At 42.5% G+C, this 19,761-nt stretch carries 15 protein-coding genes and 1 tRNA gene; 4 read left to right on the top strand and 12 right to left on the bottom strand.

The window, feature by feature from the left end:
- Positions 1-29: 29 nt before the first annotated feature.
- Positions 30-944 carry a GYDIA family GHMP kinase gene (locus G6047_RS03945; RefSeq protein WP_169526180.1) on the top strand — a complete coding sequence of 305 codons (915 nt, stop codon included), beginning with the start codon at positions 30-32 and terminating at the stop codon, positions 942-944.
- Here the strand turns inward: G6047_RS03945 and G6047_RS03940 are convergent.
- The 7 genes from G6047_RS03940 to G6047_RS03910 form a co-directional block, all read right to left on the bottom strand.
- A complete protein-coding gene (locus G6047_RS03940) occupies positions 941-1,600 on the bottom strand; it encodes a class I SAM-dependent methyltransferase (RefSeq protein ID WP_169526179.1) in 660 nt (219 codons plus the stop codon). The genes G6047_RS03945 and G6047_RS03940 overlap by 4 nt on opposite strands.
- An 82-nt stretch (positions 1,601-1,682) precedes the next feature.
- Complete coding sequence (locus G6047_RS03935; RefSeq protein ID WP_169526178.1) at positions 1,683-3,782, bottom strand: peptidylprolyl isomerase; 2,100 nt, start codon at positions 3,780-3,782, stop codon at positions 1,683-1,685.
- Between the two features lie 144 nt (positions 3,783-3,926).
- A complete protein-coding gene (locus G6047_RS03930; RefSeq protein ID WP_169526177.1) occupies positions 3,927-4,127 on the bottom strand; it encodes a hypothetical protein in 201 nt (66 codons plus the stop codon).
- Positions 4,128-4,144: 17 nt separating this feature from the next.
- On the bottom strand, positions 4,145-4,705 hold the full coding sequence (gene lptC / locus G6047_RS03925; RefSeq protein ID WP_169526176.1) for an LPS export ABC transporter periplasmic protein LptC: 561 nt from the start codon (positions 4,703-4,705) through the stop codon (positions 4,145-4,147).
- A 7-nt stretch (positions 4,706-4,712) separates the two neighbouring features.
- On the bottom strand, positions 4,713-6,002 hold the full coding sequence (locus tag G6047_RS03920; protein ID WP_169526175.1) for a tetratricopeptide repeat protein: 1,290 nt from the start codon (positions 6,000-6,002) through the stop codon (positions 4,713-4,715).
- A gap of 27 nt (positions 6,003-6,029) precedes the next feature.
- On the bottom strand, positions 6,030-7,283 hold the full coding sequence (locus G6047_RS03915; protein WP_169526174.1) for a hypothetical protein: 1,254 nt from the start codon (positions 7,281-7,283) through the stop codon (positions 6,030-6,032).
- Positions 7,273-8,004: a type III pantothenate kinase gene (locus tag G6047_RS03910; RefSeq protein WP_169526173.1), complete on the bottom strand. Its 732-nt coding sequence runs from the start codon at positions 8,002-8,004 to the stop codon at positions 7,273-7,275. Before G6047_RS03910 ends, G6047_RS03915 begins: the two co-directional genes overlap by 11 nt.
- A gap of 96 nt (positions 8,005-8,100) precedes the next feature.
- Between G6047_RS03910 and G6047_RS03905 the strand changes: the two genes are divergently transcribed.
- Positions 8,101-8,173: transfer RNA gene (locus G6047_RS03905), tRNA-Phe, on the top strand.
- Positions 8,174-8,225: 52 nt separating this feature from the next.
- Here the strand turns inward: G6047_RS03905 and G6047_RS03900 are convergent.
- Positions 8,226-9,161: a T9SS type A sorting domain-containing protein gene (locus tag G6047_RS03900; protein ID WP_169526172.1), complete on the bottom strand. Its 936-nt coding sequence runs from the start codon at positions 9,159-9,161 to the stop codon at positions 8,226-8,228.
- 165 nt (positions 9,162-9,326) lie between these two features.
- Between G6047_RS03900 and G6047_RS03895 the strand changes: the two genes are divergently transcribed.
- Both G6047_RS03895 and G6047_RS03890 read left to right on the top strand, forming a co-directional pair.
- Entirely contained in the window at positions 9,327-10,898 is a 1,572-nt protein-coding gene (locus G6047_RS03895; RefSeq protein ID WP_169526171.1) for an AsmA family protein, read from the top strand.
- On the top strand, positions 10,895-11,065 hold the full coding sequence (locus G6047_RS03890; protein WP_169526170.1) for a hypothetical protein: 171 nt from the start codon (positions 10,895-10,897) through the stop codon (positions 11,063-11,065). The genes G6047_RS03895 and G6047_RS03890 overlap by 4 nt, the downstream gene beginning before the upstream one ends.
- A 15-nt stretch (positions 11,066-11,080) precedes the next feature.
- On the opposite strand, the gene G6047_RS03885 is transcribed toward G6047_RS03890, so the two are convergent.
- From G6047_RS03885 to G6047_RS03870, 4 genes are read right to left on the bottom strand one after another with little or no spacing between them, the layout of a single operon-like run.
- Positions 11,081-13,924: an alpha-amylase family glycosyl hydrolase gene (locus tag G6047_RS03885; protein ID WP_169526169.1), complete on the bottom strand. Its 2,844-nt coding sequence runs from the start codon at positions 13,922-13,924 to the stop codon at positions 11,081-11,083.
- A gap of 58 nt (positions 13,925-13,982) precedes the next feature.
- Complete coding sequence (locus tag G6047_RS03880) at positions 13,983-15,131, bottom strand: SusE domain-containing protein (protein ID WP_169526168.1); 1,149 nt, start codon at positions 15,129-15,131, stop codon at positions 13,983-13,985.
- A 20-nt stretch (positions 15,132-15,151) separates the two neighbouring features.
- A complete protein-coding gene (locus G6047_RS03875) occupies positions 15,152-16,672 on the bottom strand; it encodes a RagB/SusD family nutrient uptake outer membrane protein (protein WP_169526167.1) in 1,521 nt (506 codons plus the stop codon).
- Positions 16,673-16,682: 10 nt separating this feature from the next.
- Entirely contained in the window at positions 16,683-19,676 is a 2,994-nt protein-coding gene (locus G6047_RS03870) for a SusC/RagA family TonB-linked outer membrane protein (RefSeq protein WP_169526166.1), read from the bottom strand.
- Positions 19,677-19,761: the final 85 nt, after the last annotated feature.

The following is a 19,761-nucleotide window of genomic DNA, read 5'->3' as shown; positions in this document are numbered from 1 at the left end:
CGCTCGGGTACGGCTTTCCCCAAACATTTATGGAACAACATTTTTATGCCAACGGGAAACTGCTCATTACCGCCGAATATGTAGTGCTCGACGGAGCAAAAGCCCTCGCATTTCCTACCAAAAAAGGACAACACCTCACCGTTTCTTCCGGAACCGGAAAAGAAATCCGTTGGCGCAGTTTTGAGCACGATGGGACTATCTGGTTCGAAGACCGCTTTACATTCGACGAAATCTGCACCCCGGACTATGTCGAGAAAGAAGACAATGTTCGTCAAAGGCTTCTTGAAATCCTGCACGAAGGCTATCTCAAAAATCCCGGTTTCCTTGCTGCACCGGGATTATCGGTTGAGACACACCTCACTTTCGACCGGCATTGGGGCCTCGGAACATCGTCTACTTTAATAAGTAATATTGCGGCATGGCTACAGATAGATGCATTCCAACTGTTGCGTGACAGTTTTGGCGGTAGCGGCTATGATATTGCGTGCGCCCAACACGATTCGCCAATCACCTATCAACTTGTCGATGAGAAACCCGTGGTCACAGAAGTTGCTTTCCGGCCGGACTTCAAAAACCACCTGTATTTTGTCTACCTGAATAAAAAACAGAGCAGTAAAGCCGCAATCGCATCGTACTACAAAAACCGTATTTTCAATCCGGAACGCGTCATCCAGCAAATCAACAAAATTACTGAAGCGGTTCTTCTGGCACCCGATTTAAAAAGTTTTGCCTACCAACTCGAAAAACACGAAAGCCTCGTAAGCGGGCTGCTCGAAATGCATACGGTGAAAGAAGCTTTGTTCCCGGATTTCAATGGAGTCGTAAAAAGTCTTGGCGGTTGGGGCGGTGATTTTGTACTCGCGGTTTCAAAAGAAAATCCTGTAGACTATTTTTCAGCAAAAGGCTTCGATACGGTCATTCCGTTTGACGACATGATTCTTTAAATTGGTTTGAACGCCCTTATTATTTGAAAGGGTCGTTCTACTTTATCGCCGGATTTTGAAATGGGCCAATCAATATGGCTACTGATATCTATGTTTTCAAAACCTGAAGATTTAAGTAATCTGACAACTTCATCCGGCTCATACAATTTGAATATATGTGACGTAAAAGGAAGCCTCTCCATAAAATGCTTCGGGGCAAAAACAAGAACCAAACTGCCTCCGGATCTGAGAACTCTTAATAATTCAGAGGCGAAATTTTGAGGTTCAGTCCAAAAATAGATGGTATTTACAGTCAGGATTTTATCATAGATTGTATCCGGAAGTGGAATGGTTAATCCATCGAACACTAAAAAATCGGCCGGATTTTTATGCCGTAAATCTTTATACGTTTGTTCCGCCATCTGTCTCATATCTTTCGATATTTCAAGACCAGTATAATGGATATCATCTGCCGAATCGAGGAGCGCCTTCAAATGACCGCCGCCTGCATGACCCGGTTCGAGTATTCTTTCGCGATTTCGAATTTCAAGCGCTTCGATTCCCTTGAGGATCATTTCATGGTTGCCATCATTCATCATTGCGGCAACCTTTTTTCCGTTTTCACCAACAGGATTTGATAGCTGACGGGCCATTTCGCGTAATTCGGCTTCGGTCATAAAAAGTATTTTCCCGAAGATACGCTTCAAAAAGAAAAATCCCGGACAATGCCGGGATTTAATTCTCTATCATGAAGTTCAATTACATATTGAACTTAAGTCTGTTGTCTTCAATTTTTGCTTCGCTTTTAAGCGCCGGAAGCACTCTTGAACTTTGTTGGCCGTTCATCTGCTTAAGCTTAGTCACATAATCCGTATGCATTTTCAAAGCCGGAGCTTTTGTCACAACTTTTGGCTGGACTACGTAAACACCTGATTTACCAACTACAGGTTTTGAAATTTTTCCTATTGCGGTAACTTCGGCAGCCGCAACGACTGCAGGTTCCGGGCCTGCGTTCGGGATCATTGACGATTCAATGGTCAAATCTGTAGCCGTTTGAACCGTAGCTTTGTTTGCCTGGGCGATTGCAGCCAGAGAAGCACCAGTCATTTTAGCCTTGATCATGTCTGCTTTCTTTTTGTTCTTCAGGATTGGCTCAACGGCAATACGGGCTTCGTCAAGTGAAAGCAACCCTTCCGGATTTACTTTTTTCAAGCGGACTACTACGTTTCCGATTTTCGATACTTCGAAACGTTTCACGTCTCCAACCTCAGTGTCTTTATTAAACGCCCAAAGTACTATCTGGCGTTGGTTGCCCAAAGCTCCGATCAGTTCATCGGTTCCTTTTACTTTGGCCGGAACAACGGCAAGTTTTTCAGATTTGGCGACAGAAGCGAAATCTTTCTCGTTAGCTTCCATTTCCACTTTTACCGATTGTTGGTAAATAGCGTCGGAAGTAGCTTCTGAAGGCTCGATTTTTTGAGCGATGGTTGCCAATTTAACGGCATCCTGCTTATCAGTTACATTGATGATGTGGTATCCAAAATCTGTCTCAACAAGACCAATTGTTCCGATTGGATTGTTGAAAACAAAATCGTTGAATGGCTTCACCATTCTTCCTTTTGAGAAATAACCCAAATCGCCACCTTGCTGAGCAGATGAATCATCTGAATTCGTAAGGGCAAGCATCATAAAACTCTGTGGATTCGCTTTAGCCTGGGCAAGCAATTCTTCCGCTTTGGCCTTTGCTTGTTCTTTGGTACGCTTTTCACGTTTATTCGGAACCTGTGTGCCTTCGTAAGAAATAAGGATGTGGCTCGCTTTGGCATTCGCACCGGCTTCACGCCCCATTCCACGGCTTACACAGTAATAATCGCCCAAAACATAAGGTCCGTAAATAGCACCCACAGGCAAATTGAACAATGCATCTGCATATTGGGTTGGCAAGTCTTTTTTAGCGACAAAGGTCGAATCATAAGGCTGATCTGAGTTGCGGTTTACGAAATCACCAATCTGTGATGCTGAAATAGTACGAAAAGAAGGTAGCGTATCGCTGAGCTTCGTCTCCTCATTGTAAACGACACCTCCGTTCAAAAGGTCGTTTACTTTCTTTTTAACCTCCGCTTCGTCTGCAGCAGACGGTTTTTCAGGGACAAGAATGTATTCAAGCTCGCGGTTCTCGTCTGCTTTATATTTCTTCTCGTTCTTTTTCATGTATTCGGTCAATTCGGCATCTGTAACCTTGACATCACTGTCTTTAATCGATGAGAAAAGCACCGGAACATAATCGAAAGTAGCTTTTGTAGTTTCTGCTTCGTATTTGAATTTACCTTCGAGATCCGTAGCATACAGACCACCGCGGATAAGTGAGTTATAGACAACATACTTTGCATTCAGCGCAGCATCTTTTTCCTTTTCTTCTATGAATTGCTTTTGTTCGGCACCTGTCTTGGCAAACTCGCGCACTTTTTCCATGTCGAATTCACCTTTTTCGTTTTTGAACATGGGGTTCTGTGCGAAATTCTGGTCGTTTTTGAAAGATTCAAGAATATTCTGCTCACCAACACGCAAACCTAGTTTCTCGAATTCGTCGCCAAGCAGCGTTACAGCCACTTCTTGTTCCCAAACACGATTTGAAGCCTGGGTCGAGGTCATTCCCTGCCCGCTTTTTTCCATGTTACCGACCTTTAGACGAAAATCTTCAAAGGTGATATCTTTTCCATTAATGCTTCCTACGTCTTTTGAAGTCGTTATACCATTCTTGCCCGTAACAAGGTCTTGAATGACGAACGCCAGCAAACAGAATCCGATTACAAGTATCAACAGCAAGGAACGCTGCCGAATCTTAGATAAAACTGCCATTTTATATTGTTGGTTTTTAATTCAGTCTGCGAAAATACAATTATCTGTGTAATAACCATAGCCGCAGTAAATAATTTCGCCTAAAATTGAGGATACAAAAAAAAGGGCGTCGAAATGCCCTTTGAAATCTATAAAAATGAAAGCCTATTCTTTCTTTTTATCGCCGTGTTTTTCGAATTTTTTACCAAAGCGCCTGCGGAAAAGGAACATAAAGAAACACAAAGCCGCTATGGTAAGCCAAAGCCAGTAATCTTCACTTCTTTCCTGAAATTTTGTAATTCCCTCGTAGATAAAGAACAGACAGGCAATCAGGTAAACGTATTGGGTATATTTAAGATAGTTCATAACAAATGATTTCGGGATTACATTTCACCCGATTTGTCGACCTCGCCATTGATTCGCTGGGAATTCACGATCTTGAAATCGCGCGAGAAATCTATGCCTTCTCCAAACGAAACGCCTTTCGGGTCTGTAAATTTAAATTTTTTCTCGGTAAAGAACCAGTTGTTTTTCTGGTCAAAGTATAGCTGTTCGGTTTCGAGAAGCTGACCGGCATCTGTCCAGATACGTACATTGCCCTGTAAATCTATGATGCTTGTACCTTTATATTGTACACCGTAATCAGATTTGACATAGGTCTTTTTTCCTGCTTTGTCAAAAAAAGTGACATTGACTCCTTTTGGAAATTCTATGAACGGATATTTGACTGAAGAAAAATCCAGCATCTGCGGACTTTTGAGTATCGAGGTTATGCGACCCGAATCTGTATACTTCAAATCAAAATCCTCGGCCTGGAAACTCGGAGTGAATTCTGAGAAACCCAAACGCTGTACCTCCTTGAAATTGCTTTCGCAGGACATGGACAAAACCATGAGTAAAAATACCGAGGTTATGGTAAATACGGTCTTTATCATTCCTGACATTGGGTTATCATTTTGGAATGTTGACTTTTTCATTGATCCAACATCCAAAAGTAATGGTTTTTCCTGCCATTCCTGCCTCTTTGATTTCCTGTGAAGTCGGAGCATCTGCAAGATATTTTTTAGAAGCATCCTCTGCCGTATTCTTCATTTTAGGATTGGCGACACCCGCCTTCAAAGCCGTTTCTGATGCCAGCAGATTGAGCGCTCTTTTCTCGAATCCGGAATTCGTACAGCCTTTACTCCCACTTGCATACATTTGGGCAAGGAGCAGCCACGCTTTGCCCATGGCCGGATCAAATTGCAACGCTTTCAATGCCGATGCCTTGGCTTTTGCATTGTCCCTATTTCTGTATATGGAAGAAGCGAGGATGAAATATCGGTTGGCTTTTTCGAGCGGTTTGGATTCAAGTTCGGCAGATTGTTCAAAATACCTGGCAGATTCATCAATCTTTCCCTGACGCTGATAGGCGATTCCCAATCCGAAAGCGGTTTTTGAAGTCGGCTTTAATTTAAAAGATTGCTGGGCGATTGAAAGGAATACGGGATCTGCCGTGCAGGAACTTGCAAGCAATCGTTCTGAAGCAACCTGCAACCACAAGGTATCGGTCTTTTTTTGCTCAAATGACGTATTGTAATAAGAGGAAAGGCTTTTGCAATCGGCCTCTTTCTTTACGAGATTTCCTATGGATTTTGAGACCTGGTTAAACGGACGCGCTTCTTTATCGTTCAGTTTTGAAATTTTGGATGCAATAAGCTGATCTATATCGTCCTGTTTTGAAAATAATGAAACAACCGTTATGTCTTTGTCCCCTTTTTTAAATTTGTCGTAATACAGCTTGAAATACTGCATGATAGCTTTTGGATCATCAAAAGAATCGCGGTCCGTTATGAACGATTTGTCAAGCATTGCATAGATTTCATCCGGAGTGCCGATTTCATAGTCACTAAGAACCATAGCCTTTTTAACGCCTACGGATTTGGCTTTTGAAGGAACTACTTTTGCATATTCGTCGTAATAAGCCAGTAAATCCCGGATGCTTTTTTCGCGAGCAGCAGGTTCCTTTTGGGTACTGATCCTATATTTGAGCAAATCGACTCCCTGATATTGGAAAGACTCGCGTTGGGAGTTGCAGTTTTTGCGTAAATCGTCGAATAGCGACAGCGCTGTTTCGTATTCCGACAGACGAAAAATACTATCGAGCGCCACAACTTTTTTCTGGCACGGATCGACTGATTTTTGAGCGTAGATTGCTCCCGTAAGAAGCATCAGTAGTAATAAGGAAAACTGTTTTTTCACGGGTAGCGGCATAGTATAAAAAGTTAATTATTCGTATTTGCGTCTCAGGAACCAACGGTCGTTGAAAGACAATCCGATGGAAACGTTCACATACTGTTCCTGGACAAGTCCACTGTAAACCGTTCCTCTTTTTCCGTATTCCACGCCAAGGTTGATGTTTGAGAACAGTCCGGGAACAGGAAACCCTAAGCCAACTGTTCCGCTTGCATCTTCAATTGATTTTGAATTCAGCATAAGACCTGTTTTTTCATACTTGGCACCTGCGCGGTACGTGATGCGGCTCAGGTAGCTTGTGAACGAATTGTAGTTCGGGATATAATAACCCCCGATTCCGTACTTTATTGCATTTTCAAATTGCACGTTTCCGTAACTTCCAAAACGGCTTTGCTGTCCGGCTGTATTCCGGAACGTCACCTCGGCTCCGACCAGCCATTTCCTCGGCTTGCCTATACCTCCGCCGACACTGAAAGCCGATGGCATTTTGACCTTTATGTTCGCAACGTTGGCCGTATCGATCTGAATAGTGGAATAACCTCCGTTCGATTCTTCGATGAGCGAGATGTATCTTTGATTCTTTACGGTCATTTTTGTTTCCGGCGTATATGTCAAACCGCCGTAGACACGCAGTTTTTTGCCAATTTTCCCTTCGTATGTAATTCCCGCATCCATACTGAAGCCGCTCAATCTTGAACTGGTACTTTCCCTTGTCCCGTATTGTACACCGTAAATATATTCACGCGACTCTGTATCTACCGTACCGAAATTATAGTTGAAACTCAACCCAAACCGGAAATTTTTTGTTATTTCATATCCAGCACCTGCAAATACTCTATTGATGCCACCTTTTCCTTCATAATAAGTCCTGGTAGAATCTCCGGAAGGCATCGCGGAGTAATTCACCAGGTTATATCCGGTAGAAGCATATGGCATCAGTCCGAAAACGGCCCCACCTTTCTTGAACGGCAATCCTACAGCAAGATAATCAAGTGTTGTACGCTTGGCTTTTTGCGACATATCTTCTGTAGACAAATCGGCAAAGGATGTAGTTCCGCCAACAGAGAAAGTCGTAAGTTTCAATGCCGAAAAAGCTGCGGGATTCTGAAGATTTACGTGGATACTGTCGGCAAAAAAGGAAATGCCTCCCATGGCGCGGTATTCGGCCGTACCTTTAAACCGCTGTTCACCTAAACCGTAATAAGAGTATGGGGAATAGCTGCTTTGCTGTGCCATCGCAAATGCAGAGATAAGCAAGCAAACGCCTGCCAGGAATTTATTCATCATTAAGCACGAATTGATATGTTTGGTTCAAACTTTCAAGCAGAAAATTTGGATTGGCAAATATGGTATTTTTTAATCGGTTAGCCAAAAATAAGGTGTCGCCCCCAGTTAAAATTATGATAAAGTTTGAATAGCGGGCGCGGTACAGATCAATGAAACCGTCAATCTCATTGAGCACTCCCTGAACCACGCCGGAATGAATCGAAGCCGACGTGGAATCACCGATAAAATCAACAGGCATTTCTTTTTCGAGCAACGGAAGCCTCGCCGTATACTGATTCAAAGATCTATACCGCAACCCGATTCCGGGAGAAATGGCGCCTCCGTGATACACATCGGACTCATCTACAAAATCATAGGTAATACAGGTTCCGGCATCAATGACAAGCCTGTTTTTTTTGGGATGAGACAAAACACTGCCAGAAGCCAGGATCAGCCGGTCAATCCCAACTGTCTTTGGTGTTGAGTAGGCATTTTTGATTGGATAATTCGAATCGGGGCCAAAACGATATAAAGAAATATTTGCAAATGCAATCTGACCTTCCAATTCCGGATTTCCGACAGATGCCGTGATGATTTTTTTAATCTCCGGATATATTTCCAGCCATTTTTTTATCAATCCGACGATTGAATCAGCTGACGAGACAAAATTTTCAATAAGTCTATCATCCTCAAAAACAGCCGCTTTGATACGCGTATTTCCAATATCGATTACCAGTAACATATCGTCAAATTTGCCCGCTAAAATACGTCCATATTTTTTGCGCTTTTGTTTTGCATACATTAAAAATCATTCTATATTTGCACCCGCATCAGCAACGGTATCTTAGCTCAGTTGGTAGAGCAATGGACTGAAAATCCATGTGTCCCTGGTTCGATTCCTGGAGATACCACAAAAAAGCCCCAATCAATGATTGGGGCTTTTATTTTTATGTCTGTTTCTCATCATCTTTTTTCAAACCGTATCACTTGCTTTCCGCTGCTTGCAATAATGCTGAGAATATGAGAACCGGGCTTTATTGCTGAAGCTGAAACCTGGACGACTCCTTCTTTATCATGGACTTTGGCTTCGGTCTTTAATTCACTGCGCCCGTTAAGGTCAAGCACTTCAATCTGGATTACATCATCATCCATAAAACCCGAATAACGTATATTCAGCATTTCCTTTGCAGGATTGGGAAACAGACTGAACTGCGGATTTTCTTCAATTGCCATTTGTCTTTGTTGCGGCGCATTCAAACATTGTATGCCATCTACATCAAAACCATCGACCACTCCGGAAAACGATGACGCATCGGAAACATCTACAATTTTTACATACAAAATCCAGTCAAGCGGGGCAATATCAACTTCGGCATCCTGACAGATTACACCTAATGAAGTCCATGAAACATTATCTTCCGAAACAAAAACTTCCGCCTTTTCCGGATAGGATTCACATGACGGCTGATGGTATGACGTTTCCGAAATAAGAAGGTCATTGCCAGGCCTGTTCAAAATGCCGCCGTCCATTTTCAATATGATCGATCCACCGAAGCCTAAGGAGTAGAATCCGCCGACCTCATTTACACTATCTGGCGAACCGAGTGCCTTGTCAGGATTCGACCTGCTTACAGCCACGGGCGTCCCGTTACTCTGCAAGCCCTGTGTAAACGATACGACCTCAGACGCCGTACACCCTTGCCAACAATCACCCGGGAAATCGTGATGCAGCACTCCGGTATGAAGGGTAAGCTGAAAAGGGGTTAAAGAAGTTGTATAGGCACCAGATGGATTTCCCGGAGGCACATGACAAATCAATACTCTGTCTCCACGCTGACACACAGCAGCAGAAAACCAAAGCATTACCAAAACAAAAGTAGGGGCATAAATTTGTTTCATAATCAGTAGGTTTTTAATTAATAAGTAATGAATTTATTTTGTTATTTAACATAATAGATGAAATATATTTTTTTATCGACAAAATGCACTTTTTAAGCAAATAATGATGATAAAATCTTACAATTAATTTTGAAAACTATACTTATCTTTAGAAAAAAGCATCTAATGTCCCGTAAAGTAAAAATTGCATTGTATGTTGTTATAATCACCCTAGTTATTGTTGGTGTAATCCAGCTATTGACGAATTGGTGGCTCAATGAAAAACTTCCGCAACTGATTAGCGAAAAGAATAAATCCGGCTATTCCATTACCTACAAGAAGCTGGATTTATCGGTTTGGAGACGAAGCATCGGCATCAAGGATATCATCCTTATCCCAAAAGAAGCATTGACCGATAAAGAAAACACGGCCGGTGTTTTTGCAAAAATCCAATCGGTCTCACTGGACAATTTCAGCATTACAGATGTTTTGTTCCGCGACCGCATAAAAGCCGGAAGCCTCACCGTAATCAAACCTGAAGTTACATTATACAAGGGCCAGAAAAGTCAACCCAAAAAACCACGGAATCTAAGTGACGATGTCGTGAAGCCGTTTGACAAAGTCGTGGCAGTATCTGAACTGATCGTCAAAAATGCCAATATAAAAATGATTGACCTCAGAAATGATAAAACGGTTTTGAAAGCCGAGGATGTTTCTGTTTCCATTGACGGAATTATTGTCGATTCTGTCCAGATGAAGAAAAAAATTCCATTCAAGTTCGAAGATTACGCAATCACGATTGGCAAACTATACTACAAAACCAAAGGATTTTATAATATTTCCACAGGCACCATCGCCTGCACGAACGAAAATTTCATGGCCGATGATTTTGAATTTTTATGCGATGCGGACAGAACCACATTTGACCACAACCTCAAAACCGAGCGTGACCTGTACAACATCAAGGCAAAAAGAGTGACGCTGAATGGGCTTGATTGGAAATTCGGGAAAAACGAAAGATTGTCCGTCATTGGAAAATCTTTGGTTATTGATCGTGCCAACGCCAATATCTACCGCAACAAAACCATTACCGACGATTTGCGTAAAAAGAAATTATACAGCCAATTGTTGCGCGAACTCAAATTCGATTTGGACCTCAAAGAACTCAGGCTAGTCAATTCGACTTTGGAATACGAAGAAAAAATTTCGGAACGCGGCCCGGGAAAACTCAGGTTCAGTCCATTCAATTTGCGTGCGACGAACCTACGCAGCGGTTTCGGACAAAGCAAACTGCCAGCAGTCAATATTTCCATCAATGCTAAATTCATGGACGTTTCCCCTCTTGTTGTCGCGTGGTCGTTCAATACGCTTGACAAAACCGATGGTTTCCGTATCCGTGGCAGTATTACGAAATTCCCTGTAGAAAGATTGCAACAATTCATGAAGCCTTACCTTAATTTTGAAGGAAGCGGCGATCTGGATAAAGTCATTTTTGATTATTCAGGCAATGATGACGGCGCACACGGAAAATTCGCTGTGGAATATGACGATCTCAAGTTCAAGGCTTTCAAAAAAGATGATCCCAAAAAGAAAAACAAAGTGCTGACTGCCGTCGCCAACCTGTTAGTCAAAAACGATTCGAAGGAGCAATTAAAACACGCCGATGTTTCGGTGGTTCGCGAAAAGGACAAATCGTTCTACAATATGTTTTGGAAATGCATGCAGGACGGACTTAAAAAAACGCTGTTGATCATATGACGTATCAGTACATTTTATTTATGATCGTGATTGCAATCGGAGCCGGATATGCACGCAAATATGGCCGGAAAGCGCAGGAAGACATCAGGAAATACGAAGAGAATAAGACTTCTGACGACACAAAAAAAGAACGCCTCCCGGATGATCCCGAAAGGCGTTCCAAATAAAAACTAACTCAAACTTTAATGTTTTACCAGCTTCAGGGTTTTTTCCCTGTTGTTGGCATCGGTTACTTTGACCAGATACAATCCAGTTGGCAAATCGCCTATTCCATAACTGAAAGACTCATTGAAATCTCCTTTGAAGCTTTTCACTTTTTGTCCGTTGAGCGAGAAAATCTCGAGTTGCTTCAGCGCATGGTTGACCATGAACTGATCGCGGCTCGGGTTCGGAGCAAGAGCGACATCATACAAGGTATCAAATGCATCTGTACTCAAATTGGCTTGCTGGTTCCCGAAGATTAAGAATTGTCCCGGCTGGATCGTAAAGCTCATCGCTGTATTTGAAACACTCACAGGAGAATCGTCCATAAGGTTATACCAGTTTCCGGTGTATGGGAAATTGGCAACTACAGCTTGTGCCGTCACATCGAAATTTGTCAGGACAACCACATTCTTTAGCTGGCTGTCGGGCAAACTCGTGTCGTAAACATACAATTTAGGTTGCAGTGTCGTTCCGGAATTCAAATCATAATCCCCGCTGAAAACAGGAAGTGTTTCTTTCATCTGGATCATACGCGACCAGTCGTTGTAAATAGTGGAACGATTGGTTTGCCCAAGCCAGTTGTTGGTCCATTGCGGCTGTGGCTTGGTATCGAGTTTACAATCGCCGGAAGTAGCATCAGATGGCGTATTCACGGTTCCATTATTACAGGTGTAGATGGAATATTCCCATCCGAGTTCGCCAAAATGCCAAATCATTTTTGGACCCGGAACCAGGATTGAAATGGCTCCGATGGCAGACATGCGTGACAACGCGACCGGCAATGTTTTTACATCGTGGGCTGAATTGGCACTGTTTCCATACGTCAGGTTTTTATACATCAGGCGCTCTTCATCGTGGCTTTCGGCATATCCCATGACGCGTTTACCATTGAAACCGGCATGACCTTCATGACCGATATCGGAAATATCATTACTGCTGTTATAACCCATCGAAAGTTGGTTGTACGGATCTGTAACCTTACCCCACATCATGACCCCTTTTGAAGGTGTTTCATTGAGACGGAAGTTAGCCCATTCCTTTTCTTCGTTATCGGTTCCGAGGTGTTCGAAGATCGTGTAATGAGTCGGATCCAGATCCCATGAATAGCCTGCATATTCCTTAAGAATGTCGACACGGTCCTGCTGATATTGATTGGTACAGGTTTCGTTCGAAGCCGAACAAGCCTGTGTAAAGCCTTTGGTCAGATCCCAACGGAAACCATCGATATGGAAATCTTCGATCCAATGTTTGATGACGCGTTTCACATAGACTTTTGTATATGCAGATGTATGGTTGAAATCGTTTCCTACACTGTAAGCGTGTTTTGCGAATTCATTGAAATACGGATTGTCTGCAGCCGCATCTCCCCATCCGTCACCGTCAGGATCCTTCATCCACATACGCACCATTGGGTTGCGCCCGAAAGCATGGTTCAGGGCAACGTCGAGAATGACAGCGATTCCATTTTGGTGACACAGGTCGATGAATTCACGCAATTTATCTTCGGTTCCGTACGCCTTATCCAAAGCCATGTGGAATGAAGTATTGTAACCCCAGGATTCCGTTCCTTCGAATTCCATGACCGGCATCAGTTCAATGGCGTTTACATGAAGATTCCTGAAATAATCGATTTTGTCGATCAGGTTCTGGAAACTGCGGTTTGAATCGAAATCACGAACAAGAGCTTCATAAACTACAAGCTTTTCCTTTGCCGGCTTTTCAAAATTCGTAACCTGCCAGTTGTAAGGAGCTACACCTGTTTTCAACACGGTAACTTCACGGCTTTGCTCAATCGGGTAAGCCGGAAGGTTCGGATAGTTGCCCGCGGGAATGTATGGATCGTCGTATGGTGAAAGCACCAAAGTAGAATATGGATCGGCTGTTTTGACCAAAGCCGGAGAACCCGAAGACGGAGTCGTATCAACAACCCAATATTGGTAGTTATAATCAACATTCGGCGTAAGACCTGTAAGCTCGATCCAGAATTTGTCCCCATCCTTTTTCATGGCATATGCCGCCGTAGGAGTGTAATTATTGAAGCTTCCGGCAACGTATACATATTCTTTTCCAGGCGCCGTAAGGACAAGTGTCGCTTTTGATGTATCTGCCGAATTATAATTGATTCCGTCGACCATTCCGGCAGGGACACTTTCCGTTACTGTACCTGGATTTACAAGCACGGCAAATCTTCTGGAAAACGTCACTGTTCCCTGAGAAATCTGCAATTCGTAATTCTTGTTTACCGTAATATTGGTATCGGTATATGAAAACGATGTTCCGCTAGATGTAGTAATCGATGTCCCGTTCGCCAAGAGATTGTAGTTAGCCGTTCCGCCTGTATTCGAACCTGCTATGAAAAGACTTCCACCCGAATTCACCAAGGTTGTACTGTTGAGTACAGGAGCGCTCAGGCTTGCCTGGAATGACCCGACATTGATGAAAATATCGCTTGTCTGTGAACTTCCCGCAGCGTTGCGGAAGACCACACAAATCTGGGTGATGTTGCTTCCTGCAGCCACACCAAAATAGGTGAATAAATCCGGCGTGATATCCAGTTTATAAGTCGTTCCTGAAACCAATGTAAGGGCAGGCTGGTTCGTCTGTCCCCATTGGCCGATGACATTTTGCCAGGTATTGCCATTAACCGTAACCCCAATATGGGCGTAGATGGTTCCCGAATAAGATGCCAACGGAGTTCCGGCCTTGTTGAAGTTCAGCGTAACAGATTGTGTCGCCTCGAAAGGGTTCGGCACGGGCGTTACCTGGGCTGCAGATGTGAATCCGAGACAAAGGCCGATGAATAATAATAAGATTTTTCTCATGTGGTATTAAATGGAAAAAGGGGCTGTTGATTCAGCCCCTTTGGATAATTATATTTTCTTACATACCACCAACGGTAGCAGTACCTTGGATATCTAATGAAAGTGTAAAATCGTGTGAGCCACCGGTCACGGTGAAGTTAGGTGCAGCTGGATTATATGTCACCATAGGATCACTGTTTCCGACGTTGAATTTCCAATCATCCGAATAAATGTATTGTCCTGTATTTTTAGAACGCAGTTTCATTTCTCCATCTGTAACCGTAGCTGTCAGGCTGTATGTATTGGAAGCGAAGTCATAATTCATCGCTGTTTCATCTGTCCAACCACCTGCAGTTGCGGCTCCAATGATGCCCCAATTCATTTTTACAGCTTTGTAAGTAAGGTTATCGATGTCAACCTGTACATAGTAGAATCCATCACCATCTGTAGCAGCAACTTTGATATCGCCACTTCCACCTGAATTTTCAAGATTTCCGTCCTGAGCTCCGCCGATTGTACCGTAGTTTCCGTTATCCCAAGAACCTTGCTGACCGATGAATTTAAATCCGTCTCCCGCAGCAACTTTCACATACGCTTCGAAAACCTGTGTGGTTCCGTCTCCTATGTAGCGCATTGGCATTGCAGTAGTGTTGTCCCAACCGCCAAGACCATAATAAGACTGAACTGCACCTACAAGGAAAAGTTGTGGCGTCGGTACAAATACATCTTCGTATCCTGCAATAGTAATTGTTTCCAGGTTAGAGTAAGCCGTAGCCTCAGATGCGCCACTAATGGCCATAACACGAACATCTACTGAATATGGCATGGTAAAATCGATAGGATCGCCACCAGCAGCCACAATATTAGAATTGATGTTATTCAAAGCGACATTCAGATCCAGAAAAGTGAACGATTTGGTTAGATCTGTAACTGCAGATGTAGACAAAAGCGTTGCATTGACAAAATCAGAACCTGCTGGAGCCAACTGAACATAATAAGAAACGGCTCCATTATAAGTCAATTCTGCAGCACTCCAGTTGAATGTACCGGCCTGTTCGGCTTCATTGGTATCTTCAACTACCACATAATCTGTTGGTGTCGGAACCTCAAGTACGGGAGCCACGTCAATTTGTTCATCACCATAAATATTGATCGCGGGATCATCATCGCTACACGAGTTAAGTCCGAAGACCAACAATCCCATTAATAAGAAAGATAATTTTTTCATTTTATCGAATGTTTATTTTATTAGTAACCAGGGTTTTGAGTTAGGTTTGGATTTGCGTTGATTGCAAATTGCGGGATTGGAAATAATTTGCGGTTAGGATCTGTATTGGTTTTTTCCCACCATGTATTCTGGAATTTTCCAAAGCGAATCAGATCTTGTCTTCTGTGACCTTCCCATGTCATTTCTCGACCTCTTTCGGCCAAAATGTCATCAAGTGTGTATCCTCCCAATTGCGGAATACCTGCACGAGCTTTAATTTGATTGACATAAGAATCTCCACTACCCGCACCATTTAGACGCACCATTACTTCAGCCTTCATCAGAATAATATCTGCAAGACGAAAAATAGGATAGTCGGTACTGAGGTTTTCTTTAATTCCCTGTGGTATCTCCCATTTAACAACACGAACTCCTGACATCCGAATTTGCTCTTTCGTATAGCTTGCCGCGTCCATAAACAATGCTGGAATATGAGGCGTAAGTACAAGTGGGGCGCCATTGGCATCTGCATCCAATATTGGATTTCCATCCAAGGTATATTGTTGCCCTTTCAACAATGCATATTGACGTAAGTCATTAGCAGCAAATGTGTTAAAATGATCTTCTACCATTGCAAATCCGTTCCAAGGCTGCACGTCCATACCAAAAGTAAGCTGATTGAGATAATTCAGCGTACGCATATGCAAATTGAATCCCGTAAAATTATCCTTATCGTAAGGAACAGTCCAAATAAGCTCTTTAGAAGCCGTGTTATTAGCCTTGAAAGGAAGACTTGGATCAGATTCAAGTACATAACCATATTGTAAAACATTGTCACAAGCCTGATTAGCTTCGCTCCACATTGCAGTACCTGTATATACCTGGGCATTCAGATACAATTTTGCTAACAGCGCATATGCCGTAGCTTTATTTATAGAAGACGCCTTAGAACCTGGAACCGGATCAGGAAGAAATTCAATACTTTCCTGAATATCCTGAACAATTGTCGCGAAAACTTCGGCTTTTGGAGTACGCGACGGAGTACGATCAGGATTATTTATATAAGATCTCGGAAAAGGAATATCACCAAAATTATCGATGCCCAAATAGAACCAATAAGCACGTAAAACCTTAACCTGAGCGAGTACAGTTGCTACTTCGGGTGAACCCTCGGCGCCAGGTGTCAACTGGTCAATTGCGAGATTAGCAGCCGGCAACCCTTTTTCTTCAAAAATCAGTCGCCATAACTGTTCGACTGCTTCGGTACCATTACCCCAAGAATGTTGGTGAAGGACGCGCCACTTACCGCCATCATCCCAGTCTCCACCTCGTGTTGGCGCAGCTGCTTCATCTGTCGTGATTTCCTGAAGAAACCACCATCCGCCCCAATCGGCCAAACCTTGTACCCTTGCAAGAGCAGGATTTGCCACGCGAATCGCCTGAACTTCATTTTCGGGATACTGGTCACTCGAAATGAAGTCATAGGCCTCTGTGTTTATATCAGAGCATGCGAATGCTGATAAAGCAAGGCCTAATGTTAAAAATGTCTTTTTAAATTTCATAACTTTTTTTTTAAAATGTAACGTTCAATCCAAATGTCACGGTCCGTGTTTTTGGATAAATGTTATACTGATCTATTCCAAAATATATCTCATTAGTTCCGTTTCCACCTGAAAAGTTTACCTCGGGATCAATTCCTCCATAATTCGTAAGCGTGAAGACATTATTCATTGAAGCATAAACCCGCAGATTGCTTATATATTTAGAAAAAGAAGGATTTTTAAAATTATAACCAAGATTCACATTATCCATTTTTATAAAACTGCCATCTTCAATATAATATGACAACGCCTGATACGCTCCGTTGACATTACCTGAAAGGATAAAAGCTTCATCATTAACATTACGAGATCCGATGTTATCTGGATTTCCGAAGACCTGATTTGTAGCATTATATATATCGTGGCCTACAACCGCACGAAAAGCCATACTCAAATCCCAATTTTTATATTTGAAGTAATTACTCCACCCCATTTCAAAATCAGGAAGTGCATTTCCAATAACTTTACGTTGGCTCAAATCTTGGTTTACTTCATCGAAGAAGTGTAATTGATTATCAGCACCTCTCACAAGCCAACGCCCATCAGACACTCCCGCATATTCATATCCGTAAAATGTACCAAGTTCATAACCTGCTTTTAATAATTGAGTACTTACCCCTACCAAGCCAGGTCCACTGATATATCCTGTGCGAATACCTTCAGTCAAATTGAATCCTCCCGAACTGTCAAGCGTTTCAACTTTTTGCTTATTTGAAGAATACGTAACAGTAGTATTCCATGAAAAATTACCTCCTTTTACGATTTCCGCATTTAAAGTTGCTTCTATACCTTCATTTTTTATGCGTCCACCATTAACATAAATAATCGGAGAAAGATAAGTACCATTCGATGGTGTCGGATAAACCGAAAGCAAGTCTTTCAAGTCTTTACGATAGTATTCGAACGACCCAGTAATCCGATTGTCGAACAGGCCAAAATCAGCCCCAAGGTTTATTTCCTCATTTTCATCCCATTGAAAATCTGGATTTAGCTCGCTTTGATAAGCCAAATTGACTATTGGTGCTTGCGTATCTGGATCTATTAACGTTCCACTAGGCCCGATTCTATATATCGAACGATTAGCTTCGACATTACTATTACCCGATAAGCCCCAACTTGCACGAAGCTTAAACAGGTTTAATGCCGGAATATTGTTTTTTACGAAGTTTTCGTTGGCTACGTTCCATGCAACCTGAACAGAAGGGAAGTTTCCATAACGGTTATTAGCTCCGAATACTGAAGAACCATCTCTACGGATCATTCCCGTAATATAATATTTAGATGCGTAATCATACATGATTCTTGCAAAATAGCCTACGTCTTTTCTTTCATTCTTATAAGATGTAATGTCTCCCAATAAAAGTGTCTCGAAATTCTGAAGGTTGTCAGCGCCTAAACTATTTGATACGGGATCATTGCCTTGCGCCCGGAATCCGTCTGACATACTTGCGCGATAAGAATGTCCGATTAAAGCGGTCAGATTATGATTTTCACCAAAAGTTTTTTTGTATGTAAGTGTGGTTTCAATAAGCTTTTGCTCATAGTTATCATAGTTACGCCGTCCGTAACCACGACGGATTAAAGCTTCGTCTTGGCCATAAAAGTTAGAATATCTCGGCTCGAAATACGTTGATTCGCTATCGTTTCGTATGTAACTTAGCGCCACTTTAGCATTTAGCCCTTTAAACAATTCATAATCAACGTTCAAATTACCGTTGAATCGCTTTGCATCTCGCGTATTCTCTACTTGTGAACGTGATGCTACCGGATTGTAATAGTTGAAGGTACTATTGGTTTCAAAAAAAGTTCCGTCTTCATTATATACAGGATCGGTTGGAAGTCGCTGGAACGATTGAAACAGAACGTCTGTGGCATTATTCGAACCATAGTTTACATAGTTGTTATGCTCAACAGTAGCAGATAAACCCATATCTATAGTTAATCTGTTATCAAAGCTTTTCTGAGTAACATTCATCCTTCCTATTGTACGCCCCTTTTGGGAACCGCGAATGACACCTTCCAAATCCATATGGGAAACGGAAGCACGATAATTAGTGTTTTCTGTTCCTCCGGAAATGCTTAAGTTATGATTGTTGCTTGTTCCTGTTCTGTATAACTCATCCTGCCAGTTCGTATTACCACCGTTATCGGTAAAAGCGATTCCGTGATCGGTAGCAAAATTCCGGTATTGGTCAGATGAAGCCAATTTCAGCCGATTGGCGACTTTATCAACCGCAAGGTATGTATTGTACTCTATAGTAGTTTTACCAGCCTTTCCTTTTTTGGTTGTTATAAAAATAACACCGTTAGCCCCATCGGCACCATAGATTGCGGTAGATGCGGCATCCTTAAGAACATCGTAAGACAAGATATCTTCAGGAGCGATTGTCGTCGGGTCAACCCCGCGAACACCATCAACAACAAATAATGGCCCTCCATTTGCCGCAAACCCCGCTGCTCCACGAATCCGAACATTAAATCCGTCATTCGGATTACCTCCTTGTTTAGTGATGGTTACACCTGCAGCCTTTCCCTGCAAAGCCTGGATCGGATCTGTCAGCGTCCCCTGATTCAAATTCTCAGCAGATACCTTGGAAACAGCTCCGGTAATGTCCTTTTTACGAACACCGCCGTAACCGACCTGGACCACGACTTCCTGAAGTTGGTTGGAGCCTTCTGACATGGTCACGGAAAGCGTAGTTTGACCAGTATAGGTAATATCCTGATCGGCAAATCCGATATAACTGAAGACCAAAACGTTGCCATTCGTGAGGCCGCGTAATTGGAATTTTCCGTCTATATCGGTAGAAGTACCGTTGGTGGTACCTTTGACAACTACATTAACCCCTGGCAGCGGCAGATTGGAACCTTTTTCCAGTACGGTACCGGATAAAGTTCCCTGCGCGAGTGCCGCAAAAGGCATCAGCAGTAAAATAAATAACAACTTTTTGTAAATTGTTTTCATACATTTTGTTTAGATTAGAAACTTGGATTAGTTAGCGTATTCCTGACTTCGAAGTGTTAAAACTAATTAAAATTTCAAACGATTT

Origin of the sequence: Flavobacterium silvaticum (genome assembly GCF_012911565.1) — a bacterium.
Lineage (GTDB): Bacteria > Bacteroidota > Bacteroidia > Flavobacteriales > Flavobacteriaceae > Flavobacterium > Flavobacterium silvaticum.
Note: the sequence above shows the minus strand (reverse complement) of the source record. Positions and strands in the feature narration are given on the sequence as shown.